The following is a 21,939-nucleotide window of genomic DNA, read 5'->3' as shown; positions in this document are numbered from 1 at the left end:
GGTGGCGGAGCGGGCCACCGCCCGCCCCGCCACCGGTGCTGGGTCAGGAGTTGGCGGCCTTCTCGGCCTGCTTGACCGCCTCGCCCCAGGCGGCGTCCGGCTTCAGGCTCTTGTTCTGCACCCGGGTGATGACGTTCTCCACGGCGACCCGGGTCGGGCCGTTCTTCTTGCCGAGGTACTGCGGGGTCAGGCCCTGGGCCATCTTCGGGAAGATCTGCCCGACCGGCGCGTTGTTGAAGAACGGGTTCTTGAAGTCGGCGATCGCCGGGTCGGCGTAGAGCGCCGGCTGCGAGGGCAGGTTGCCGACCTTCTTGAAGATCTCGATCTGCTGCTCGGGCGCGACCAGCCACTTCAGCAGCTGGTACGCCTCGTCGACGTGCTTGCCCTGCTTGGGAATGGTCAGGAACGAGCCGCCCCAGTTGCCGCCGCCGCCGGGGACCGCGGCGATGTCCCACTTGCCCTCGGTGCCGGGGGCGGTGTCCTTGATGTGGCCGAGCATCCACGCCGGGCAGGCGAGCACCGCGAAGGAGCCGCTGGTGAAGCCCTTGTCCCAGTCGGCCTGGAAGCTGGCCAGGTTGGCGGACAGGCCGGCCTGGACCGCCTTGACGGTGTAGTCGAAGGCGACCTTCGGGCCGCCGTCCATCTGGAGCTGGTCCTGCTCGTTGTAGAAGCCGACCGGCTGCTGGCCAAGGATCGGGTTGAACAGGTTGGTGCCGGAGTCGATGAACTTCTTCCTGGTCTTGCCGGTGTACTCCTGGCCGACCTCGATGAACTTGTCCCAGGTGGGCCAGAGCGCGGAGACCTGGTCGCGCTCCGTGGGCAGGCCGGCGGCCTTGAACAGGTCGGTCCGGTAGCACATCGCCAGGCCGCCGACGTCGGTGCCGAGGCCGATCTGGGTCTTGCCGTCGGCCGACAGGGACTGCTTCCACTTCCAGGGCAGGTACTTGCTCTCGTACTCCCCGGCGCCCTTGTCCAGCAGGTTGACGAACTTGTCGGACTGGCTGCGGAACTGGACCATGAAGCCCTCGTCGATGGCCGCGATGTCCGGTGCGCCGTTGCCGGCGACCAGCTTCTTCTGCAGGTCCTCGTGCTGGGCGTTGTACTCGCCGGAGTTCAGCTGGATCTTGATGTTCGGGTGGTCGGCCTCGTACCGGGTCTTCAGGTCCTGGAGCCCGAAGTCGCCCCAGAAGTTGATTTTCAAGGTGACCTGGCCACCCGCCGAGTCCCCACCGCCGGTGCTGCTCTTGCCGCTGCACGCCGCGACCATGACCAGGCTTACTGCACCCACGGCGGCCACCCGGGCCCAGTGCGTCCAGGACCGTCTCATGTCATCCTCCGCGCCAAATGGGAACGCTCCCGAGATAGAGGAACGTTGACTGAACCGGATAAGTGAGCACACCGTACGGTCCGCCCTCTGGACTGTCAACGGGCGGTTAACGGCGCGATCCCTCAATGGCCTTCTCGGCGCTACGAGAGCGCAATGTTGACTGGTAGAGCGCTTTCTGGCGCACGATCGAGGGTGGAGGGGTGGCGACGACCCCCCGGCCAACCCGTACGCTTAACCGCGCAAGTGGCCGGCCGTCCGGTCCGGTTCCGAAGCTCGCCAGGGCGACGGGCCGGTCGGCCCGGTGCAGTAGCGTGGCAGCCGCCGGTCGAACCGGCGGCGGACGGACCGCCCCGACGGGGCCCGAGAAGTGGAGGAGCGCGCCGGTGAAGCGGCCGACCATCGCCGATGTCGCCCGGCGCGCCGGGGTCTCCAAGGGCGCGGTCTCCTACGCGCTGAACGGGCAGCCCGGCGTCTCCGAGGCGACCCGCCAGCGCATCCTGGCGATCGCCGCCGAGATCGGCTTCAGCCCGAGCAGCGCGGCCCGGGCGCTCTCCGGCGCCACCGCCAAGGCGGTCGGGCTGGCCCTGTGCCGGCCGGCCCGGATACTGGGCATCGAGCCCTTCTTCATGGAGCTGATCAGCGGCGTCGAGGCCGAACTCTCCGCCCGCTCGTACGCGCTGACCCTCCAGGTGGTCGCCGACCACGAGGCGGAGATCGCGGTCTACCGGCGGTGGTGGGCCGAGCGCCGGGTGGACGGCGTCTTCGTCTGCGACCTGCGCACCGACGACCGGCGGGTGCCGGCACTGGAGGAGCTGCAACTGCCCGCCGTGGTGATCGGCGGTCCCGGCCACACCGGCAGCCTGGCCAGCGTCTGGTCCGACGACGCGGCGGCGCTGGTGGAGACCGTGGAATACCTGGTCGCGCTCGGGCACCGGCGGATCGCCCGGGTCGGCGGCCTGCCCTCGCTGCTGCACACCGAGATCCGCACCGAGGCGTTCGCCGAGGTGTGCCGGCGGCTGGGGCTCGACGACGCCGCCACGGTCTGGTCCGACTACACCGGCGAGGAGGGGGCGCGGGCCACCCGTCGGCTGCTCAGCTCCGCCCAGCGGCCGACCGCGGTGATCTACGACAACGACGTGATGGCCATCGCCGGGCTCTCGGTCGCCCAGGAGATGGGGCTCGCCGTGCCGGGCGACCTGTCCATCGTGGCCTGGGACGACTCCCCGCTCTGTCAGCTCGTGCACCCGCCACTGACCGCGCTCGGCCGGGACATCCCGGCGTACGGCGCGCACGCCGCCCGGCAGCTGCTCGCCGTGATCGCCGGCGAGCCGGTCAGCGGGCTGCAGGACGAGACGGCCCACCTCACCCCGCGCGGCAGCACCGCCCCGCCGCGGAGTCGGTGAACCGGTTCAGTCCCGCCCGGAACGGCGCCTGCCCCCGGTGGGCGGCCCGGCCCGGTCGTCGGCAGCTCAGCGCGTCGAGGGGAACTCCTCGAACCACGCCTCCACCCGCTCCGCGGTCGCCGGCCGGGCGAGCGCGAAACCCTGCCCGTACCGGCAGCCGGCGCGGCGCGCCCCGGCCACCTGGGCGTCCGACTCCAACCCCTCCACCACCACCTCCACGCCCAGCCGGTCGCCCAGGGCGGCCACCACGTCGATCAGCGGGCGCTGCCCGTCCGGCACCGGCCCGACCAGATGCGGGCCGACCTTGAGCAGGTCGATCGGCAGCCGCCGGAGCTGGGCCAGGGAGGCGTGCTCGGCCCGGAAGTCGTCCAGCGCGGTACGCACCCCGAGGGAGCGGAGACCGGCGAACCGGGCCACCACGGTGGGCAGCTCGGCGGCCACCGCCGGCTCGGCCACCTCCACCACCAGCCGCTCGGGCGGCACGTCGTACGCGGCCAGCGCGGTCGCGGTGCGGGCCACGAAGTCGGGCGCGGACAGCTCGCGGGGCGTCACGTTGACCGCCATCCACAGCTCCCGGCCCCCGTCCGACCAGTTGGCGAGCTGCCGGCAGGCCCGGTCCAGCACCCAGCGCCCCACCTCCCCGGCGAGGTCCAGATCCGCCGCCACCGGCAGCACCTCGTCCGGCAGCACCGTGCCCAGCACCGGGCTGCGCCAGCGCAACAGCGCCTCGGTGCCCACCGGCAGCCGGTCGGCCAGCGCCAGCACCGGCTGGTAGACCAGATCCAGCTCGCCCCGGGCGACCGCGCCGGGCAGCTCCCGCTCCAGGTCCAGCCGGCGGACGAGCTGCTCCTCCAGGTACGCGTCGTACCACTCGACCCGGTCCCGGCCGAGCTGCACCGCGCGCCGCCGGGCGAGTTCCGCCTGCCGCAGCACGTCCTCCGGGTCGCCGCCGGTGGTCTCCGCCAGCCCGACGCTGACCCGCAGCCGGGCCACCCCGGCGGGCTGCGGGAACGGCTCGGTCAGCGCCGCCAGCAGCCGGTCACCCAGGCCGTAGGCGAGCACCGGCCCGACGTCGGTGAGCACCGCGAACTCGGTGCCGGAGAGGCGGGCCACCAGGTCACCCGGACCGCGACCGGCCAGTAGCCGGCGGGCCACCTGGGCGAGCAGCGGGGCGACCGGCGCGTCGTCCGCCGCGTGCAGGTCCACCACGAGCAGCGCGCCGCCCTCCCGCCCGGCGAGCCGGCGCAGCAGTTCGCGCCGGTCGGCCAGGGTCGCGAGCGGGTCGGCGGCCGGCCCGTCCAGGGCCGGTCGGCCGGCGCCGGCCAGCACGCCCAGCCGGGCCTCCCGGGCGGCCAGCCGCTCGGCGCGCCGCCGCTGGTCCGCCGCGGCGAGCACCTCCCGCAGCACCATGGGCGGGATGACGCCCAGCCCGAGCACCATCTCCGGGCCGGAGAACTCCCCCACCAGCCACAGGTGGGCGCCGGCGGCGAGCGCGGCGACGCCGGCCGGCCCGGTCAACGCCGGCCAGGCCGCCGGCGGCCCACCCGGCGCGGGCCGCTCGCCGGCCGCCACGCGCCGGGCGCCCGCGGCGGTGAGCAGGGCCCCGAGCAGCAGCGGCGGCGCGACCAGGAGCACCGCGCGCTCCGGCGCCTCGTAGGCGAGCAGCACCACGAGCACGGTGAGCCCGCCCAGGGTGGCCGCCGCGCCGCTGAAGCAGCGGGCCGCGCCCGGCCGGCGCCGCCGCTCGGCCAGCGCCGCGGCGAACAGCACCGCCAGCCCGAACGCGCCGGCGGCGGTGACCGGACGCGCCACCGGGGGACCGGCCCCCGGCGGCAGCAGCACGCAGCCGGCGAAGGCCAGGCTGACCCCGAGGCCGACGACGTCGACGGTGCGGCGCATCCGCGCCGCCCGGGAGAGCCGGGACCGGCCGGGCAGCCGGAGCAGGGCCACCGCGTACAGGGGCAGGCTGACGGCCAGGCCGATCAGGGCGACCACCAGCCGGTGCGGCGCCCCGGTCAGCGGCAGCACGGCCACGCTGAGCCCGGCGACCAGCACCGCGGCGTCCAGGATCGCCGCGACGCGCCGCGACAGCGCGATCCGGCGGGCCTGCCGGCCGGTCGGCGCCGCGCCGGGCGTCGGTGCGTTCCCGGCGCCCCGGGACGTCCCCGGGCCGGGCGGGGTCCCGGCAGCGGGCACGGTCCCGGCAGCGGGCACGGTCCCGGCAGCGGGCACGGCCTCCCGACCGGGCAGCGTTCCGGAACCCGGCGGCACCCCGGAACCCGGCAGCGTTCCGGAACCCGGCGGCGTTCCGGAACCCGGCGGCGTTCCGAAGCCCGGCGGCGTTCCGAAGCCCGGCGCCGTTGCGGAACCCGGCGGGGTCGCGGGAGCGGGCGGGCCGGAGGCGCGGGTGGCGGGCGGGCTGCCGGCCAGCCAGGCGAGCCGGACGCAGGCCAGGGCGCAGCCGGCGGCGACGGTGAGCGCCACGGCCGAGTGGGCCGGGACCAGGCCGACGGCCCCGGCCAGGACGAGCAGGGTGCCGGCCAGCGACACGTGGAGGTCGGCCAGCGGTGGGCGGCGACGGGGTGGGTGGCGACGGGGTGGGGTGGCGGGGTGAGTGACGAGCACGGCGATCGCCTTCGTGAGGGGGCACGGGGCGGTGCGGTTGCGGTGCGGCGTGCGGGGTGGTGCGGTCGGGGTGACGGTCGCGGACGACGCCGGGTGGGCCGGCGCGGCCACGCCTAGAAACGATCCTCGATACGAGACGTTACGCGGTTACACAGTGGCCTTCGTCACACTTCCTTCGAAGGGACCAGTAGTCCCGCCCGCCGGGATCCCCGCCAGCCCGGGGTGCGATCATCGGAGGGTGAGCCGCGCCGAGACCGTCCACTTCCGCCGCAACCAGGCCATCCTGGTCGCCGCGATCGTCGCGCTCATCGGCGCGCTGCCGCTGGCCAGCGCCCGCTGGTGGCTGTCCTGGGTGCTGCTCCTGCCCCTCGCCGTGGCGATCTGGGCCTGGCGCTCCGGCACCGACGCCGACGCCCGCGAGCTGCGGTTGCGCGCGCTCCTCGGGCAACGGCGGATCCCCTGGCAGCGGGTGGCCGAGCTGACCGCCGACGATCGCGGGCGGGCCCTCGTCCGGCTCGACGACGGCGAGGTGCTGGTGCTCCCGGCGGTACGCGCCGGCGACCTGCCCCGCCTGGTCGCCGCCACCGGGCAGGAACTCACCGAGGGCGCCGGCTGAGCGACCGACGTTCAGTACCCGTCCACCACCCGGTTCGCCAGCGGCTCTCCCGCCACGAAGCGGCGCAGTTGCGCCCCCACCAGCCGGTACGCCCGCGGCAGCAGGCCGCGTACCGAGCCGGCCACGTGCGGGGTGAGCAGCACGTTCGGCAGCTCCCACAGGGGATGGTCGGCGGGCAGCGGCTCCGGATCGGTGACGTCCAGCGCGGCCCGCAGCCGGCCGGAGGCCAGCTCGGCGACCAGCGCCGACGTCCGGGCCACCGGGCCCCGGGCGGCGTTGACCAGCAGTGCCCCGTCCGGCATGGCGGCCAGGAACTTCTCGTCGACCAGCCCTCGGGTCTGCTCGGTGAGCGGCACCAACAGCACCACCACGTCCGCCTCGGGCAGCAGCGCGGGCAGCTCGTCCACCCCGTGCACCCCGTCGGCGGGGCGCGGCGTGCGGGCGACCAGGGTGAAGTCGACCTCGAACGGGTCCAGCCGGGCCTGGACCGCGGCGCCGATCGACCCGGCGCCGACGATCAGCACCCGCTTGCCGGCCAGCTCGTCGGTCGGCGCCACCTCGTCGTACGCCCACTCCCGGCGCGCCTGCGCCCGGGCCAGGGGCCCGAAGCCGCGCAGCGCGGACAGGATCGCCGCGACCACCCACTCGGCGGTCGCCGAGTCGTGCACGCCCCGGGCGTCGCAGAGCGCCACCCCGGAGGGGACCCGGCCCACCCAGGCGTCCGCGCCGGCGGAGAGCAGTTGCACCACCTCGACGTCGGGCAGTTCGGCGAGGAGCGCCCCGGCGGCCGGGCCGGAGAGGAAGGGCGGCACCCAGAACCGCACCCCGGACGGGGACGACGGGAGCCGGGCCGGGTCCTCCAGCAGCTCCACCGTGACGCCGGACGGCAGCTCGCCGAGCAGCTCCCGGCCGGACCGATGCGGAATCCATACCTTCACGACCGCCGACGATAGCCGGGCGACCCCCTGCCGCCGCAGCCGGACGGGCGGACCCGACCGTCGACGACGGGCAGGTCGTGCTGGTCGGGCGCGCCGACCGCCCGGACGCCGGCGGGCCCGGATTCACGCTCATCCGGCTAGGCTGGGCCGGGTGAGCGCGCGTCCCCCGTACCACCGCCCCCGCCGCCTCCGGGCGGCGCTCGCGGCGTCCTGCGCGGCGCTGCTGCTGGGCACCGCCGGCTGCGCTTTCGGCGAGCCTGAACCGGACCCGGCCGGCGAGCCGCCGAACCTGCCGACCCCCTCCGCGTCGGCGAGCCCGGGCGGCGCCGGCCAGCAGGTGGTCGCCACCGTGCTGGCCAAGGGGCTCACCGTCCCGTGGGCGATCGCCTTCCTGCCCGACGGCGCCGCGCTGGTCACCGAGCGCAACAGCGGCCGGATCCTGCGGGTCGGTCCGGGATCCGGGCCGGAGGGCCTGACCGTCACCGTGGCGCAGACCGTGCCCGACGTGGCGGCCGGCGGCGAGGCCGGGCTGCTCGGCATCGCGGTCTCCCCGGCCTATGCGCGGGACCGCACGGTCTTCATCTACTACACCACCGAGCAGGACAACCGGATCGCCAAGCTGGAACTGGGCAAGGCACCCACCCCGATCCTCACCGGCATCCCCAAGGCCGGCAACCACGACGGTGGCGGCCTGGGCTTCGGCCCCGACGGCTTCCTCTACGCCAGTACCGGCGACGCCGGCCGGTCCGCCGCCGCACAGGACCCGAAGAGCCTCGGCGGCAAGATCCTGCGGATCACCCGGGACGGCAAGGCGGCGCCCGGCAATCCCACCCCCGGCTCCCCGGTCTGGTCGCTGGGGCACCGGAACGTGCAGGGCTTCGCCTGGACGCCGGAGAAGCGGATGTACGCCGTCGAGTTCGGCCAGAACACCTGGGACGAGATCAACCAGATCGACAAGGGCCGCAACTACGGCTGGCCGCAGGTGGAGGGACGCGCCGACGACAAGCGCTACGTCAACCCGATCACCCAGTGGCGGACCGCCGACGCGTCCTGCTCGGGGCTGGCCGCGGTGCAGCGGCTGCTGGTCACCGCCTGCCTGCGCGGCGAGCGGCTCTGGCTGGTCGAACTGACCGGCAACGGCACCGTGCTCGGGCAGCCACGGGCCCTGCTCACCGGCAAGTACGGCCGGCTGCGGGCCGCGGCGGCGGCCCCGGACGGCTCGATCTGGGTGACCACCTCCAACCGGGACGGGCGGGGCAAGCCGGCGCCGGAGGACGACCGGATCCTGCGGCTGGTCTTCGCGGACGGCGGCGCCGGCCGAAGTTGACCGCCCCGCCCCTCGGACGCCGCGCGGCGCCAGACGCGCCGAACTGGAGTTGTCGCACGTGAGAAGCTCGACGCTTCCCGCGGTTTCCCAAGATCCGTCGACGGGCAGGACAGAATCTCAGCATGGACGGCCAGGAGAACGAGCAGCGCAGCACCGGGGACGAGGCGGCCCCGGCCACCGGGCGCGCCCGCCGCTGGGCGTCGCGACCGCGGCGGAACGGACGGCCGCCGGGCTGGCTGCGCCGGCTCGGCACGGTGCTGGCCCTGCTCGTGGTCACGCTGGCTGGAGTCGTCGGCGGCACGTACGCCGGCGGGCATGTCAGCACCGACATCGGGCCGTTCCGGGCGCAGCTCAACCTCAGCCCCTCGCTGAGCGGCGGGACGACCGTGGACGTACCGCCGCTGGGCGCGCTGCTGCTCGACAGCCACGACGGGCCGGCCTACCTGACCGTGGAGCTGGGTGCGCTCGACCAGCGGCGTACCGAGGCGCTGATCGACGACCCGGCGAGCATCAGCCGGGCCAGCCAGTCCGCCGTCGAGGACGTCCGCTCCGGGGTGATGCGCCTCGGGCTGCGGACGCTCGCCTCGGTGGTGCTGGCCACCGTGCTGCTGGCCGGGCTGGTCTTCCGGGACGTCCGCCGGATGGCCTGGGCCGGCGGGCTCGCGCTCGTGGTCGGCGCCGGCAGCCTCGGGCTGGCCGCCGCCACCGTCCGCCCGCAGGCCATCGAGGAGCCCCGTTACGAAGGGCTGCTGGTCAACGCCCCGGCCATCGTGGGTGACGCGCGGCGCATCGCCAACGACTACACCCGCTACGCCGAGCAGCTCCAGCGGCTGGTGGGCAACGTCAGCAAGCTCTACACCACGGTCTCCTCCCTGCCGCTGGTCCAGCCGTCGCCGGGGACCACCCGGGTGCTGCATGTCTCCGACATGCACCTCAACCCGACGGGCTGGCAGCTGATCCGCACGGTGGTGGAGCAGTTCAACATCGACGTGGTGATCGACACCGGGGACATCACCGACTGGGGCAGCGAGCCGGAGGCGTCCTTCGTCGGCTCGATCGGCCTGCTGAAGAAGCCGTACGTCTACATCCGGGGCAACCACGACTCGGCGAAGACGGCGGCGGCGGTCGACCAGCAGCCCAACGCCATTGTGCTGGACAACTCCACCGTCACCGTGTCCGGGCTGACCATCGCCGGCATCGGCGACCCCCGGTTCACCCCGGACAAGGAGACCTCCCCGGCCGGCAGCGGACTCACCAAGCAGGTCGCCGAGCAGGTGATCGGGGTCGGCGAGCAGCTCGCCACCACGGTCAACGAATCGCCACGGAAGGTGGACATCGCCCTGGTGCACGATCCGGCCTCGGCCGGGCCGCTCTCCGGCACCTGCCCGCTCGTCCTCGCCGGGCACGCCCATGCCCGCCAGGTGTCGAAGCTGCCGCAGGTGCCGGGCAAGCAACCGACCACGCTGATGGTGGAGGGCTCCACGGGCGGTGCCGGGCTGCGCGGCCTGGAGGGCGAGAAGCCCACCCCGCTGACCATGTCGGTGCTCTACTTCGACCAGCAGAAACTGCTCCAGGCGTACGACGACATCACCGTCGGCGGCACCGGCCAGTCGCAGGTCAACCTGGAACGGCACGTGATCCAGGACCCGAAGAAGGGCGACCAGGTGCCGGTCACCCCCACCCCGACCCGGGGCGGTTCGGAGTCCCCGGTCCCGCCCTCCTCCTCCCCCAGCCCCACCACCACGGGTTGAGGCGGGCCGGGTCGTCGCCGGGTCGCCGCACGCTCAATCACGGAGGGTAATCTCCCGCCCCCGGGCAGCCGGCCAGTTTTCTGCCTTTGCTCTGCAGCCATCGGCGCAGCGGTACACGGACCGTCACCGCCGGCTGCCGCCGCCGGCCGACCGACCGGACCACCCGCAAGCCCTCCTGCGGACTCTCGCGGCTCCGCCGCCTCCGGCGACGAGGCCACCGAAGAGGCGGCGACGGGCCGGCGAAGAGGCCGGCGCCGAGCGGAGGCGGAAGGGCGCCGGCGGCGCCGGGTCAGCGCAGTGAGAGGGCGGCCAGCGCGGCGTTGACGATGCTGCCGGGGAGCAGGTCGTGCAGCTCGTACAGCTCCGCGACGCTGCCGGACTGGCCGAACTCGTCGACCCCGAGCGGGACCGCCGGGGCGCCGAGCGCGGAACCGAGCCAGGCCATCGCGTGCGAGGCCGCGTCGTGCACGGTCACCACCGGGACCCGGTCGGCGAACGCCGAGCGCAGCGCGCCGGGCACGCTCGGCACGGTCGCCGTCCGCACCCCCTGGCGCAGGGTCCGCTGCCAGGCCCGGTAGAGCCGGTCCAGGCTGGTCACGTCGACCACGTGCGCCGCGACCCCCTCCTCCGCCAGCTCCGCGGCGGCCGCCAGCACCTCGGGCAGCACCGCCCCGGAGGCGGCGAGCTGCACGACCGGGGCGTCCGCCAGCTGCGGGTACGCCTCGTGCGCGTCCACCAGCCGGTACGCGCCGGCCACCACCTGCCGGCGCAGCACGGCGTCACCGATCCGGGCCCGGGCCGCCTCGAAGGGCGCCTGGTCGATCGGGCGGGTGCTGAGCCGGAAGTAGTACGCCCCGTCCTCGGCCGGCGCGGCGGTGGCCGCCGGCGCCGCCCCCTGGGCGATCTGGCCGAGCGCGTCGCAGAGCAGCCAGTCGAGGCTGCCGGCGTACGCGGGCTCCAGGAAGGTGACCCCGGGCAGCTCCAGGCCGACGGAGGCGGTGATGGTGGACTGGTGCGCGCCACCCTCCGGGGCCAGCGTGATGCCGGACGGGGTGCCGGCCACCACGAACCGGGAACCGGAGTACGTGCCGTAGAGGAAGGCGTCCAGCCCGCGCAGCACGAACGGGTCGTAGACGGTGCCCACCGGCAGCAAGGGCTGACCGGACAGGTCCCACGACAGCCCGAGCTGGCCGAGCAGCAGGAACAGGTTCATCTCCGAGATGCCCAGCTCGATGTGCTGGCCGCCGGGGCTCTCCGTCCAGCGCAGCATCCGGTCCTCGGTCCAGGACCGCTGCTCGGTGGGAGCGAACACGCCGGTCTTGTTGATGAACCCGGCCAGGTTGGTCGAGGTGGCCACGTCCGGGGCGGTGGTGACCAGGTACGGCGCCACCTGCGGGTCGCGGGCCAGGTCGACCAGCACCCGGCCGAAGACCTCCTGGGTGGAGACCGGCTTGTTCGCGCGTACCCGGGTGGTCTCCGGCACGGTGACGCCCAGCGCCCGCTCGCGCGGCGCGCGGGACAGCGCCTCCCGGCGCTCGCCGGCCCGGATGCCGGCCTCCGACGCCGGGTCGAGGCGGTCCCACTCGGTCTCGGCGGTCAGGCCGTGCGCCGCCCGCAGCGCGTCGACCTGCTCGGTGCTGAGCAGCGCCGAGTGGTTGCGCGGGTTGCCGGCGATCGGCAGCCCCCACCCCTTCACCGTGTACGCGAAGACCACGCTGGGCCGGTCGCTGACCGCGTCGCACTGGGCGTACGCGTCGAGCATGGCTTCCAGGTCGTGCCCGCCCAGGTCGGTGACGAGCGGGCCCAGCTCGTCGTCGGGGATGTCCGCCACGAAGGCCGCCACCTCGGCCGGCGCGCCGTCCAGGAACTGCTTGCGCAGGGCCGGCCCGGCCAGCCCGAACAGCGACTGGTACTGCTCGTTGGGCATCAGGTCGATCCAGTCGCGCAGCGTCGCGCCGCCCGGCCGGGCGTACGCCTCGGCCAGCTTGCGGCCGTACTTGACCTCGACGACGTGCCAGCCGGCGGCCTCGAACTGGCCCCGCCACTGGTTGATCCGCACCCCGGGGACGACCCGGTCCAGCGACTGGCGGTTGAAGTCGACCAGCCACATCACGTTGCCCAGGCCGGTGGTGGCCGGGTCGGCGACCGCCTCCCAGATGTTCCCCTCGTCCAGCTCCGCGTCACCGATCAGCGCGACGAACCGGGAGTGCGGCCGGGCGCCGAAGTGCGCGTCCACGTAGCGGCGGGTCACCGCGGCGAACAGCGGGGCGGCGGCACCCAGACCGACCGAGCCGGTGGAGAAGTCCACCCCGTCCGGGTCCTTGGTCCGCGACGGGTACGACTGGAGGCCGCCGCGCGCCCGCAGCTTCGGCAGGTACGACCGGTCGAGGTTGCCGAGCAGGTGCTGGATGGCGTGGAACACCGGCGAGGCGTGCGGCTTCACCGCGACCCGGTCCTCGCCGTCCAGGTGGTGGAACCAGAGCGCGGTCATCGCGGTGACCAGCGAGGCGCTGGACGCCTGGTGACCGCCCACCTTCACCCCGTCGCCGGTGTCCCGGTCGTGGTTGGCGGCATCCACGATGCGGGTGGCGAGCCAGAGCACCCGGCGCTGGATCTCGTCGAGGACGTCGAGGTCGTGCTGGTTCACGGTGACTCCATCCGGGCGTCGCCGTTGACGCCCTCGCGAGGGGGTGGCGCGGGTCGCGCGCGTACTCCGGGGAGGTCGAAAGGCCGCCACCGGGTCACGGCGGCGGCCCTCCGGGTGGGGCTCAGCCCTGGGCGCCGAGGCGCTCCAGGATCAGCTCGCGGACGGTCTTGGCGTCCGCCTGGCCGCGGGTGGTCTTCATGACCGCGCCGACCAGCGCGCCGGCCGCCGCGACCTTGCCGCTGCGGACCTTGTCGGCGACGTCCGGGTTGGCGGCGATGGCCTCGTCCACGGCGGCGGTGAGCGCCCCGGTGTCCGAGACGACCTCCAGCCCCCGGTTGGTCATGATCTCGGTCGGCGAGCCCTCGCCGGCCACCACGCCCTCCAGCACGGCCCGGGCCAGCTTGTCGTTGAGCTTGCCGGCGTCGACCAGGCCCTGCAGCTCGGCGACCTGGGCCGGCGTGGCGCCCACGTCGGCCAACTCCCCGCCGGTCTCGTTGGCGCGGCGGGACAGCTCGCCCAGCCACCACTTGCGGGCCGCGGCCGGGGTGGCGCCGGCGGCCACGGTCGCCTCGATCAGCTCGACCGCGCCCGCGTTGACCACCGACTGCATGTCCAGGTCGGACAGGCCCCAGTCCTGCTGGATCCGCTTGCGGCGCAGCCGCGGCAGCTCCGGCAGGGCCGCCTTCAGCTCGGCCACCCAGGCGGTGTCCGGCGCCAGCGGCACCAGATCCGGCTCCGGGAAGTAGCGGTAGTCGGTGGCGGTCTCCTTGGACCGGCCCGACGTGGTGTCGCCGGTGTCCTCGTGGAAGTGCCGGGTCTCCTGGACGATCCGGCCGCCCGCGTCCAGCACCGAAGCCTGGCGCAGCATCTCCGAACGGACCGCCCGCTCGACCGAGCGCAGCGAGTTGACGTTCTTGGTCTCGGTGCGGGTGCCCCACTCCGCGCCCGGCAGGTTCAGCGAGGTGTTCACGTCGCAGCGCAGCGAGCCCTCCTCCATCCGGACGTCGGAGACGCCCAGCGAGCGGATCACGTCGCGCAGTTCCGTGACGTACGCCCGGGCCACCTCCGGCGCGAGCGCGCCGGTGCCGGGGATCGGCTTGGTGACGATCTCGACCAGCGGGATGCCGGCCCGGTTGTAGTCGACCAGCGACTCGGTGGCACCGTGGATACGGCCGGTGGCGCCGCCCACGTGCAGCGTCTTGCCGGTGTCCTCCTCCAGGTGCACCCGCTCGATGCCGATCCGCACGAGTTCCCCGTTGACCTCGACGTCCAGGTATCCGTCGAAGCACAGCGGCTCGTCGTACTGGCTGATCTGGAAGTTCTTCGGCATGTCCGGATAGAAGTAGTTCTTTCGGGCGAACCGGCACCACTCGGCGATCGAGCAGTTCAACGCCAGCCCGATCCGGATGGTCGCCTCGATGGCCGCCTTGTTGGCCACCGGCAGCGAGCCGGGCAGACCCAGGCAGACCGGGCAGACCCGGGTGTTCGGCTCGCCGCCGAAGTCGGTCGGGCAGCCGCACCACATCTTGGTGTTCGTGCCCAGCTCGACGTGGGTCTCCAGACCGATCACCGGTTCGTAGCGCGCCACGACCTCGTCGTAGGCGGGCAGTGTCGTCGTCATCGGTGCTCCTGCCTCACAGTGCCGGTGGGGTGAAGGTGCCGACCGTGGACTCCAGCGCGGCGGCGACCCGGTACATCCGGTCGTCGGCCATGGTCGGGGCCATGATCTGGAAGCCGACCGGCAGCCCGTCGGCCAGGCCGCACGGCACCGAGATCGCCGGCCCGCCGTACAGGTTGGTCGGGATGGTGAACAGGTCGGCCAGGTACATCTGGTACGGGTCCGACGTGCGGGCCCCGATCGGGAAGGCCACGAACGGGGTGGTCGGCGAGATCAGCGCGTCCACCTGCTCGAACGCCGCGGTGAAGTCCCGGGTGATCAGGGTACGGACCTTCTGCGCCTGCCCGTAGTAGGCGTCGTAGTAGCCCGAGGAGAGCGCGTACGTGCCGAGCATGATGCGGCGCTTCACCTCGGGGCCGAAGCCGGCCTCGCGGGTCAGCGACATGACCTCCTCCAGCGACCGGTTGCCGTCGTCGCCGACCCGCAGGCCGAACCGGACGCCGTCGAACCGGGCCAGGTTGGAGGAGCACTCGCTCGGCGCGATCAGGTAATAGGCCGGCAGCGCGTACCTGAAGTGCGGGCAGGAGACCTCGACGATCTCGGCGCCCAGCTTCGCGAGGGCCTCCACCGACTCGCGGAACGCGGCCATCACGCCCGGCTCGGCGCCCTCGCCGGTGAACTCGGTGACCACGCCGAGCTTCACGCCGGTCAGGTCGCCGTTCGCGCCGAGCTTCGCGGCGACCACCACGTCCGGCACCGGGGCCGGGATCGAGGTGGAGTCGCGCGGGTCGTGACCGCCGATCACCTGGTGCAGCAGCGCGGCGTCCAGCACGGTACGCGCGCACGGGCCGGGGGTGTCCAGCGACGAGGAGAACGCGACCAGCCCGTACCGGGAGGTGCCGCCGTAGGTGGGCTTCGCGCCGACCGTGCCGGTGACCGCGCCCGGCTGGCGGATCGAGCCGCCGGTGTCCGAGCCGATCGAGAGCGGCGCCTCGTACGCGGCCAGCGCCGCGGCGCTGCCGCCGCCCGACCCGCCCGGAATGCGCTCCAGGTCCCACGGGTTACGGGTCGGCCCGTACGCGGAGTATTCGGTGGAGGAGCCCATGGCGAACTCATCCATGTTGGTCTTGCCGAGCATCACCGTGCCGGCCTCGCGCAGCCGCTGCACGATCGTGGCGTCGTACGGCGGGCGCCAGCCCTCCAGGATCTTCGAGCCGACGGTGGTCGGCACGCCCTTCGTGGCCAGCACGTCCTTCACGGCGACCGGCACGCCCGCGAGCGGGCCCAGCTCGGCGCCGGCGGCCCGTCGCTCGTCCACCTCGCGGGCGGCCGCGAGGGCGCCCTCGGTGTCGACGTGCAGGAAGGCGTGGACCCGGTCCTCGACGGCGGTGATCCGGTCCAGGTGGGCCCGGGTCACCTCGACGGCCGAGGTCTCCCCGGTGGCCACCAGCCCGGCGATCTCGGCGGCGGTCAGCTTGGTCAGGTCGCTCATGAGGCCACATCCTCGTCCAGGATCCGCGGGACGCGGAACCGCTGCTCCTCGGCGTCGGGCGCGCCCGAGAGCACCTCCTGCGGGGTCAGGCAGGGCGTCACCACGTCCTCGCGGAGGACGTTGGTCAGCGGCACCGAGTGGGAGGTCGGCGGGATGTCCGCCGCGGCGACCTCGCCGACCTGGGCGACCGACTGGAGGATCACGTCCAGCTGACCGGCGAAGGTGTCCAACTCCTCCTCGGTGACGGCGAGCCGCGACAGTCGCGCGAGGTGCGCGACCTCCTCGCGGGAGATGGCGGCCATCGGCTGCCCCCTTCAGTGGCTTGTCCTGCTGCGTCTGCGGTGTGCCGGCCGCGCGTGCCACGGTGACGATGACGCGCGGTGACCGGAGCGAGTCTATTGTCCCGCCGTCGCCCCGTCGCCCCGACGCCCCCGACTCCCCCGCGGCCCCGTTCAGCGGGACGGGCGGCGGGGGCCGTCGCCGTCGGCCGGGCCCACCGGACGGACCGGGCGGTACCGGGACAGCCAGGCGACCAGGTCGGCGGCGGGCATGGGCCGGGCGTGGAACCAGCCCTGGGCCACGTCGCAGCCGGCCGCGTGGAGCAGCCGCCAGGTGCGCTCGTCCTCCACGCCCTCGGCGACCACCCGCAGGCCGAGCGCGCCGGCCAGCTCGATCATCGACCGGACGATCGCCGCGTCGTCCGGGTCGTCGGCCATGCCGAGGACGAACGACCGGTCCACCTTCACCTCGGACAGCGGCAGCCGGCGCAGGTGCTGCAGGGACGAGTACCCGGTGCCGAAGTCGTCCAGCGCGATGCCGACGCCGATCCGGTGCAGCTGGGTGATGCTGGCCAGCACCCGCCGCGGATCGGCCATCAGGGCACCCTCGGTGATCTCCACCTGGAGGCGGTCCGGGCTGACGCCGTACCGGGTGAGCCGGTCGGCGATCTGGTCGGCGATCTCGCCGGTGTGCAGGTCACGCACGCTGACGTTGAGCGCCGCGCGGAGCGTGATGCCGGCCGCCGACCACTTCGCCACCTGCTCCACCACGTCGTCGACCACCCGGCGGGTGAGCAGCCGCATCACCGCGCTCTGCTCGGCGACCTGGATCAGCTCCCCCGGGTCGACCATGCCGCGGCGCGGGTGCCGCCAGCGCAGCAGCGCCTCCACCCCGACGACCTCGCCGGTGGCGATGGCGATCTGCGGTTGGTAGTACATGGTGATCTCGCCCGGGTCGCCGGCCGGACCGTCCCCGGGGCCGCCGCCGGTCACCCCGCCCGGACCCGCCGCACCGTCCCCCGGTCCGCCGCCCGGACCCGCCGCACCGGGCACGCCCGCCCGGGGAGCGGCCGGCCGCCGGCCGTTCCCGCCCGGCCGGGGCGGGGCGGGGTCGGTCACGGCGCCCGGTACCGGACCGGTGGCCGCCGCCTGCTCGCCGGCCTCGCCGGCACCGCCTCGCGGCCGGCCGGTGAGGTCGTCGGTCGTCCCGCCGTCCCGGTCCAGCGGCGGGGCGGACGTGGGGGCGAGGCGGGCGGCGGCGGTGGACGCCTCCGGGAGCCGGGCGGCGTCACCGGCGACCCCCACCGGCTCCTCGGCGGCGAGCGCGCGGGACCGCCGCCGGATCGGGTCGGCGCTCGTGACGATCCGGTTGATCAGCTCGTCGTCGGCCCGCCCCTCCACCCGGGCCGGCCGGCGGCGCAGCCAGCGCCGCCGCCCGTCGCCGGGGCGGGCCGGCCGGCCCCGGCCGCCGTTGCGGGCGACCGCGTCGCCGCGGGCGGTCCGGCCCGGGTTGGCCAGGCCCGGCGCGGGCGCCAGGGCCGCGCCGTCGCCGCCGCGTACGCCGGGGGTTGGCTCCTCGACCCGGCGCGGCGTGGCCTCCAGCACCCGGCGCAGGTCGGCCAGGAGGCTGAGCCGCTCCGCCGAGTTGTGGTCGGACTCGGCCGCGTAGACGGCGACCGTGTCGTTGCGGTGCTTGGCGTCGTACATGGCCACGTCGGCGTGGCGCATCAGGGTGGCGAAGTCCTCGCCGTGGTCGGGGTAGATCGCCACGCCGATGGAACCGCCGACGTCCAGCGGCAGCCCGTCCAGCGGCACCGGCTCGGCGAGCGCGGCGACCACCCGGCCGGCCCGCTCGCGCGCCTGCTCGGCGCCGGTGATCCCGGGTACAACGATGGCGAACTCGTCGCCGCCGAGCCGGGCCAGCAGCTCACCCTCGCCGACCACCGCGGCCAGCCGGGCGCTCACCTCGACCAGCAGCCGGTCGCCGACCGCGTGCCCGAGCGCGTCGTTGACGTGCTTGAACCGGTCCAGGTCGAGCAGCAGCAGGGCCAGGTGGCCGTCCGGCTCACCCCGGGCGGCCCGCTCGGCGTGCAGGTGCACCTGCTCGGCCACCTCGGTGAGCAGGGCCTTGCGGTTGGGCAGGCCGGTGAGCGGGTCGAGCGCGGCCAACTGCTCCCGCTCGGCGGAGAGCCGGGCCATCCGGTAGACCGCGAAGAGCGGCACCAGCACCAGCGGGATCAGCGCGGCGCTGGCCCGGGCGGCGGCCACCAGCACCGGGGCGAGCAGCAGCAGCGACCCGGTGGAGAGCAGTTCGTACGCGAGGCCGAGCCGGACGGTGGGCCACCAGCGGTCCCCGAAACGCAGCCGGATCGCGGAGCTGACCAGCGCGTAGTTGACCGCGAACCAGGCCGCGGTGGCGGCGCCGACCACCGCCACGTCGGTCCAGTACAGCCGCCCCCCGTCGAAGAGACCGCCGGGCCCCAGCCGGGTCACCGCGTACGCGGCGGCGAGGGCGCAGGCGTACTGGGCGGCGTTGAAGGCGGTGCGCCAGGGGGCGTGCCCCATCCGCCAGCCGGAGACGGCCACCGCGACGGCCTGCACCGCCACGGCCGGGCCGAGCCCCCAGCCGAGCAGGATGGCGAAGGTGAAGCAGGTCGACGGGAAGACCGCCGAGCCGGCCCGGCGACCGGGCGGCAGGAACGGTCGGGCGTCGCAGGCGACGGCGAGCGCCGCCATGGTCCAGAAGGCCGCCGGCATCGCGGACAGCCGCCCGGGGAGCCCGGCCAGCGGCCCGGCCGAGACGAGCACGGCCAGGACACCGACCGCGACCACGAAGCCGAAGAACGGCCCGCTCCGCCCGGGTGGCACGGAGTTTCGCGGATCGGCGGTCTCCATCGCACCTCCCGGGGGCAGCCGGGGCGTGCCCGTTCACACGCCGTACGCCAATGAAACGCCCTCGGTGCCGATTTCCCCGACACGACAGTCACGAATCGGTCGTAGTCGTAATTAAGTTGGTATACGCGGCAAGGTCCCGTCAAGATCCAAAATGGGCCGGTGCTCAGCCCTCGACGCGGGCCACCTCCCGGGCGGCGTCCGGGCCGGACTCCAGCAGCACCCGGAAGCCGTCCTCGTCGAGGATCGGCAGCTTGAGGCTGGCCGCCTTGTCGGCCTTGCTGCCGGGGTTGTCCCCCACCACCACGAAACTGGTCTTCTTGGAGACCGAGCCGGTGACCTTGCCGCCCTGGCTCTGGATCGCCTCGGACGCCTGATCCCGGCTGAACCCGGCGAGCGTGCCGGTGACCACCACGGTCAGCCCGTCCAGCGGGCGCGGCCCCTCCTCGCCGCCCGCCTCGGCCATCCGTACCCCGGCCGCGGCCCACTTGGCCACCACCTCGCGGTGCCAGTCGACGGCGAACCACTCCTTGATGCTCGCCGCGATGGTCGGGCCGACACCATCCACCGAGGACAGCTCCTCCTCGCCGGCGGCCTCGATCGCGTCGATCGAGCGGAAGTGCCGGGCCAGGGCCTGCGCCGCGGTCGGGCCGACGTGCCGGATGGAGAGCGCGACGAGCACCCGCCACAGGTCCCGCTCCCGGGCCACCGCCAGGTTGTCCAGCAGCTTGGTGGCGTTGCTGCCGAGCGTGCCGTCCTTGTTGACGAAGAACGGCGCGCGGGCCAGCTGCTCGGCGTCGAGCTGGAACAGGTCGCCCTCGTTGGTGATGATCTGCCCGTCCAGCAGCGCCGCCGCGCTCTTCTCGCCGAGCGCCTCGATGTCGAGCACCCGGCGGCTGGCCAGGTAGAAGACCCGCTCCCGGATCTGGCCCGGGCAGCCGCGGGCGTTGGGGCAGCGGATGTCGACGTCGCCCTCCTTGGCCGGCGCCAGCGGGGTGCCGCAGGCCGGGCAGGTGGTGGGCATGACGAACAGGCGGGCGTCGGCGGGGCGCAGGTCGACCACCGGGCCGAGCACCTCCGGGATGACGTCACCGGCCTTGCGCAGCACCACCGTGTCGCCGATCAGCACCCCCTTGCGCTCGACCTCCTGGGCGTTGTGCAGGGTCGCCAGGGCGACCGTGGAGCCGGCCACCCGGACCGGCTCCAGGACGGCGAACGGGGTGACCCGGCCGGTACGCCCCACGTTCACGTCGATGTCGAGCAGCTTGGTGGTGACCTCCTCCGGCGGGTACTTGAAGGCGATCGCCCAGCGCGGCGCGCGGCTGGTCGAGCCGAGCCGGCCCTGGATGGAGACCGGGTCGACCTTCACCACCACGCCGTCGATCTCGTGCTCGACGTCGTGCCGGTGCGTGCCGTAGTAGGCGATGAAGTCCGCCACGCCGGCCAGGTCGGGCACCACCCGCCAGCGGTCGCTGGTGGGCAGCCCCCACGCCTTCAGCGCCGCGTACGCCTCGGACTGCGCGGCCGGCTGGAAGCCCTTCCGGGCGCCGATGCCGTGCACCACCAGGCGCAGCGGCCGGGACGCGGTGACCCGCGGGTCCTTCTGGCGCAGGCTGCCGGCGGCGGCGTTGCGCGGATTGGCGAACGGGGCCTTGCCCTGCTCGACGAGGCCGGCGTTGAGGTCGGCGAAGGCCGCGACCGGGAAGTAGACCTCGCCGCGCACCTCGAGGAACCCGGGCACGTCGGGGAAGTCGTCGGCGGGGGTGAGCCGGGCCGGCACGTCCCGGATGCTGCGCACGTTGGCGGTGACGTCCTCGCCGGTGCGCCCGTCGCCCCGGGTCGCGGCCCGGACCAACCGGCCGTTCTCGTACGTCAGGTTGATGGCCAGGCCGTCGACCTTCAGCTCGCAGAGGTAGGGCACCGGGCCCCCGGCGTCGCGCTCGACGCGCTCGGCCCAGGCCGCCAGCTCCTCGTCGGCGAAGGCGTTGTCCAGCGAGAGCATCCGCTCGGCGTGGGTGACCGGGGTGAAGTCGGTGGAGAAGGTGCCACCGACCCGCTGGGTCGGCGAGTCGGGGGTGCGCAGCGCCGGGTACTCCGCCTCCAGCGCCTCCAGCTCGCGTAACTGCTGGTCGAACTCCGCGTCGGAGATGATCGGCGCGTCCAGCACGTAGTAGCGGTACTGGTGCTCGGTCAGCTCCTGGCTGAGCGTGGCGTGCCGCTCCCGCGCCTCCGGGGTCGGCTCGGCGCCCGCCGCTGCCTCCTGGGCCGGGCTGACCGCCTGGGGAACCGCTTCTTCGGACACGCTGCCGCCTTCGGCCACCGCTGTCGACCTCCCGTGATCGTGCTACCCCCGAACCGTAGCGGTCGGTACCGACAACCGTCCCGTCACCCGCCTGACCAGGCATCCCGGCCGCGCCGCCGGGCGGCGGGCGGGGCGGCCGGCGGGGACCGCCGGGCCGCCGTGAGCGGGTCGCCGCCGGCCGGGCCGGCGACGCTGTGGACGCCGGTACGCCGCCCCCGTCACGCGGCCCGTGGCCGCCCCGCCATAGTGGTGCGGTGACCAGTCGTACGCCCGGGGCCGGGGTGGCGGTGCGGACCCGCCGGCTGCTGGCGCTGCTCGCGTCGCTCGCCGGTGGCCCGTTGTTGCTGCTCTACGGCTACCTGCTGGCCTGGTTCAGCCCCGAGATCACCGGGGCGGGCCGGGCCGCCGACCGGGGCGCGGCATGGTGGCTGGTGCTGCTGCTGGCCTGCCTGGCGGCGGCCGGCTGCCTGCTGGCCGGCTGGCTCCGGCTGCGCCGGCCGGGACGCTGGTGGCCCTGGCCGGTCGGGGTCGGGGTGGCGTTGGCGGTGGGCTGGCTCGCCGCCGGCGCCCTCGCCTGACCCCGCGCGGGCAGCGGCATCGAATTTCCCTGGATCGATCCGTCCGGATGATCCACACCGCCCCGGGGTCCTGATACCTTCCCCGCCAATGAGCGCGCCGTGGCGCTCGCCGGGGGCGCCCGCGCGCCGGGAAATGGGGATTAAC

At 74.6% G+C, this 21,939-nt stretch carries 14 protein-coding genes; 5 read left to right on the top strand and 9 right to left on the bottom strand.

Annotated elements, in window-relative coordinates; all coding sequences use genetic code 11:
- Window positions 1-43: 43 nt before the first annotated feature.
- Complete coding sequence (locus ACIBPB_RS26320) at window positions 44-1,327, bottom strand: ABC transporter substrate-binding protein (protein ID WP_396842132.1); 1,284 nt, start codon at window positions 1,325-1,327, stop codon at window positions 44-46.
- 383 nt (window positions 1,328-1,710) lie between these two features.
- Here ACIBPB_RS26320 and ACIBPB_RS26315 point away from each other — a divergent pair, with 383 nt between their 5' ends.
- Window positions 1,711-2,730: a LacI family DNA-binding transcriptional regulator gene (locus ACIBPB_RS26315; RefSeq protein ID WP_396842131.1), complete on the top strand. Its 1,020-nt coding sequence runs from the start codon at window positions 1,711-1,713 to the stop codon at window positions 2,728-2,730.
- Between the two features lie 66 nt (window positions 2,731-2,796).
- On the opposite strand, the gene ACIBPB_RS26310 is transcribed toward ACIBPB_RS26315, so the two are convergent.
- Complete coding sequence (locus ACIBPB_RS26310) at window positions 2,797-5,355, bottom strand: EAL domain-containing protein (RefSeq protein WP_396842130.1); 2,559 nt, start codon at window positions 5,353-5,355, stop codon at window positions 2,797-2,799.
- 238 nt (window positions 5,356-5,593) lie between these two features.
- Here ACIBPB_RS26310 and ACIBPB_RS26305 point away from each other — a divergent pair, with 238 nt between their 5' ends.
- Window positions 5,594-5,971 (top strand): PH domain-containing protein, encoded by a 378-nt coding sequence (locus ACIBPB_RS26305; protein WP_357317555.1) that lies wholly within the window; start codon window positions 5,594-5,596, stop codon window positions 5,969-5,971.
- 11 nt (window positions 5,972-5,982) lie between these two features.
- Here the strand turns inward: ACIBPB_RS26305 and ACIBPB_RS26300 are convergent, their stop codons facing one another.
- On the bottom strand, window positions 5,983-6,909 hold the full coding sequence (locus ACIBPB_RS26300) for a 2-hydroxyacid dehydrogenase (protein WP_396842129.1): 927 nt from the start codon (window positions 6,907-6,909) through the stop codon (window positions 5,983-5,985).
- A 151-nt stretch (window positions 6,910-7,060) separates the two neighbouring features.
- Between ACIBPB_RS26300 and ACIBPB_RS26295 the strand changes: the two genes are divergently transcribed.
- Both ACIBPB_RS26295 and ACIBPB_RS26290 read left to right on the top strand, forming a co-directional pair.
- A complete protein-coding gene (locus ACIBPB_RS26295) occupies window positions 7,061-8,236 on the top strand; it encodes a PQQ-dependent sugar dehydrogenase (RefSeq protein ID WP_396842128.1) in 1,176 nt (391 codons plus the stop codon).
- A gap of 122 nt (window positions 8,237-8,358) precedes the next feature.
- Window positions 8,359-9,987, top strand: a complete 1,629-nt coding sequence (locus ACIBPB_RS26290; RefSeq protein WP_396842127.1) for a metallophosphoesterase — start codon at window positions 8,359-8,361, stop codon at window positions 9,985-9,987.
- 289 nt (window positions 9,988-10,276) lie between these two features.
- On the opposite strand, the gene ACIBPB_RS26285 is transcribed toward ACIBPB_RS26290, so the two are convergent.
- The 6 genes from ACIBPB_RS26285 to ligA all read right to left on the bottom strand — a co-directional run bounded on the left by ACIBPB_RS26285 (window position 10,277) and on the right by ligA (window position 21,216).
- The gene (locus ACIBPB_RS26285) at window positions 10,277-12,634 is read right to left on the bottom strand and encodes a transketolase-like TK C-terminal-containing protein (RefSeq protein WP_396842126.1); all 2,358 of its coding nucleotides are present in this window, start codon (window positions 12,632-12,634) and stop codon (window positions 10,277-10,279) included.
- A 121-nt stretch (window positions 12,635-12,755) separates the two neighbouring features.
- Window positions 12,756-14,255 carry an Asp-tRNA(Asn)/Glu-tRNA(Gln) amidotransferase subunit GatB gene (gatB, locus tag ACIBPB_RS26280; protein WP_357317540.1) on the bottom strand — a complete coding sequence of 500 codons (1,500 nt, stop codon included), beginning with the start codon at window positions 14,253-14,255 and terminating at the stop codon, window positions 12,756-12,758.
- Window positions 14,256-14,268: 13 nt separating this feature from the next.
- Window positions 14,269-15,744 carry an Asp-tRNA(Asn)/Glu-tRNA(Gln) amidotransferase subunit GatA gene (gene gatA / locus ACIBPB_RS26275; RefSeq protein ID WP_396842125.1) on the bottom strand — a complete coding sequence of 492 codons (1,476 nt, stop codon included), beginning with the start codon at window positions 15,742-15,744 and terminating at the stop codon, window positions 14,269-14,271.
- The gene (gatC, locus tag ACIBPB_RS26270; protein ID WP_046564540.1) at window positions 15,741-16,046 is read right to left on the bottom strand and encodes an Asp-tRNA(Asn)/Glu-tRNA(Gln) amidotransferase subunit GatC; all 306 of its coding nucleotides are present in this window, start codon (window positions 16,044-16,046) and stop codon (window positions 15,741-15,743) included. Before gatC ends, gatA begins: the two co-directional genes overlap by 4 nt.
- A gap of 150 nt (window positions 16,047-16,196) precedes the next feature.
- Window positions 16,197-18,917: a putative bifunctional diguanylate cyclase/phosphodiesterase gene (locus ACIBPB_RS26265; RefSeq protein ID WP_396842124.1), complete on the bottom strand. Its 2,721-nt coding sequence runs from the start codon at window positions 18,915-18,917 to the stop codon at window positions 16,197-16,199.
- 163 nt (window positions 18,918-19,080) lie between these two features.
- Window positions 19,081-21,216 carry an NAD-dependent DNA ligase LigA gene (gene ligA, locus ACIBPB_RS26260; protein WP_396842123.1) on the bottom strand — a complete coding sequence of 712 codons (2,136 nt, stop codon included), beginning with the start codon at window positions 21,214-21,216 and terminating at the stop codon, window positions 19,081-19,083.
- Window positions 21,217-21,470: 254 nt separating this feature from the next.
- On the opposite strand from ligA, the gene ACIBPB_RS26255 reads away from it, so the two are divergent.
- On the top strand, window positions 21,471-21,794 hold the full coding sequence (locus ACIBPB_RS26255; RefSeq protein WP_396842122.1) for a hypothetical protein: 324 nt from the start codon (window positions 21,471-21,473) through the stop codon (window positions 21,792-21,794).
- Window positions 21,795-21,939: the final 145 nt, after the last annotated feature.

Origin of the sequence: Micromonospora sp. NPDC049836 (assembly GCF_044465125.1) — a bacterium.
Taxonomy (GTDB): Bacteria; Actinomycetota; Actinomycetes; order Mycobacteriales; family Micromonosporaceae; genus Micromonospora.
The sequence above is the reverse complement of the archived record's forward strand: the minus strand, read 5'-3'. Positions and strand labels throughout refer to the sequence as shown.

Coding starts and splice junctions, on each gene's coding strand:
- gatC (WP_046564540.1), bottom strand. CDS start 16,046: ATGGCCGCCATCTCCCGCGAGGAGGTCGCGCACCTCGCGCGACTGTCG.
- ACIBPB_RS26290 (WP_396842127.1), top strand. CDS start 8,359: ATGGACGGCCAGGAGAACGAGCAGCGCAGCACCGGGGACGAGGCGGCC.
- gatB (WP_357317540.1), bottom strand. CDS start 14,255: ATGACGACGACACTGCCCGCCTACGACGAGGTCGTGGCGCGCTACGAA.
- ACIBPB_RS26320 (WP_396842132.1), bottom strand. CDS start 1,327: ATGAGACGGTCCTGGACGCACTGGGCCCGGGTGGCCGCCGTGGGTGCA.
- gatA (WP_396842125.1), bottom strand. CDS start 15,744: ATGAGCGACCTGACCAAGCTGACCGCCGCCGAGATCGCCGGGCTGGTG.
- ACIBPB_RS26265 (WP_396842124.1), bottom strand. CDS start 18,917: ATGGAGACCGCCGATCCGCGAAACTCCGTGCCACCCGGGCGGAGCGGG.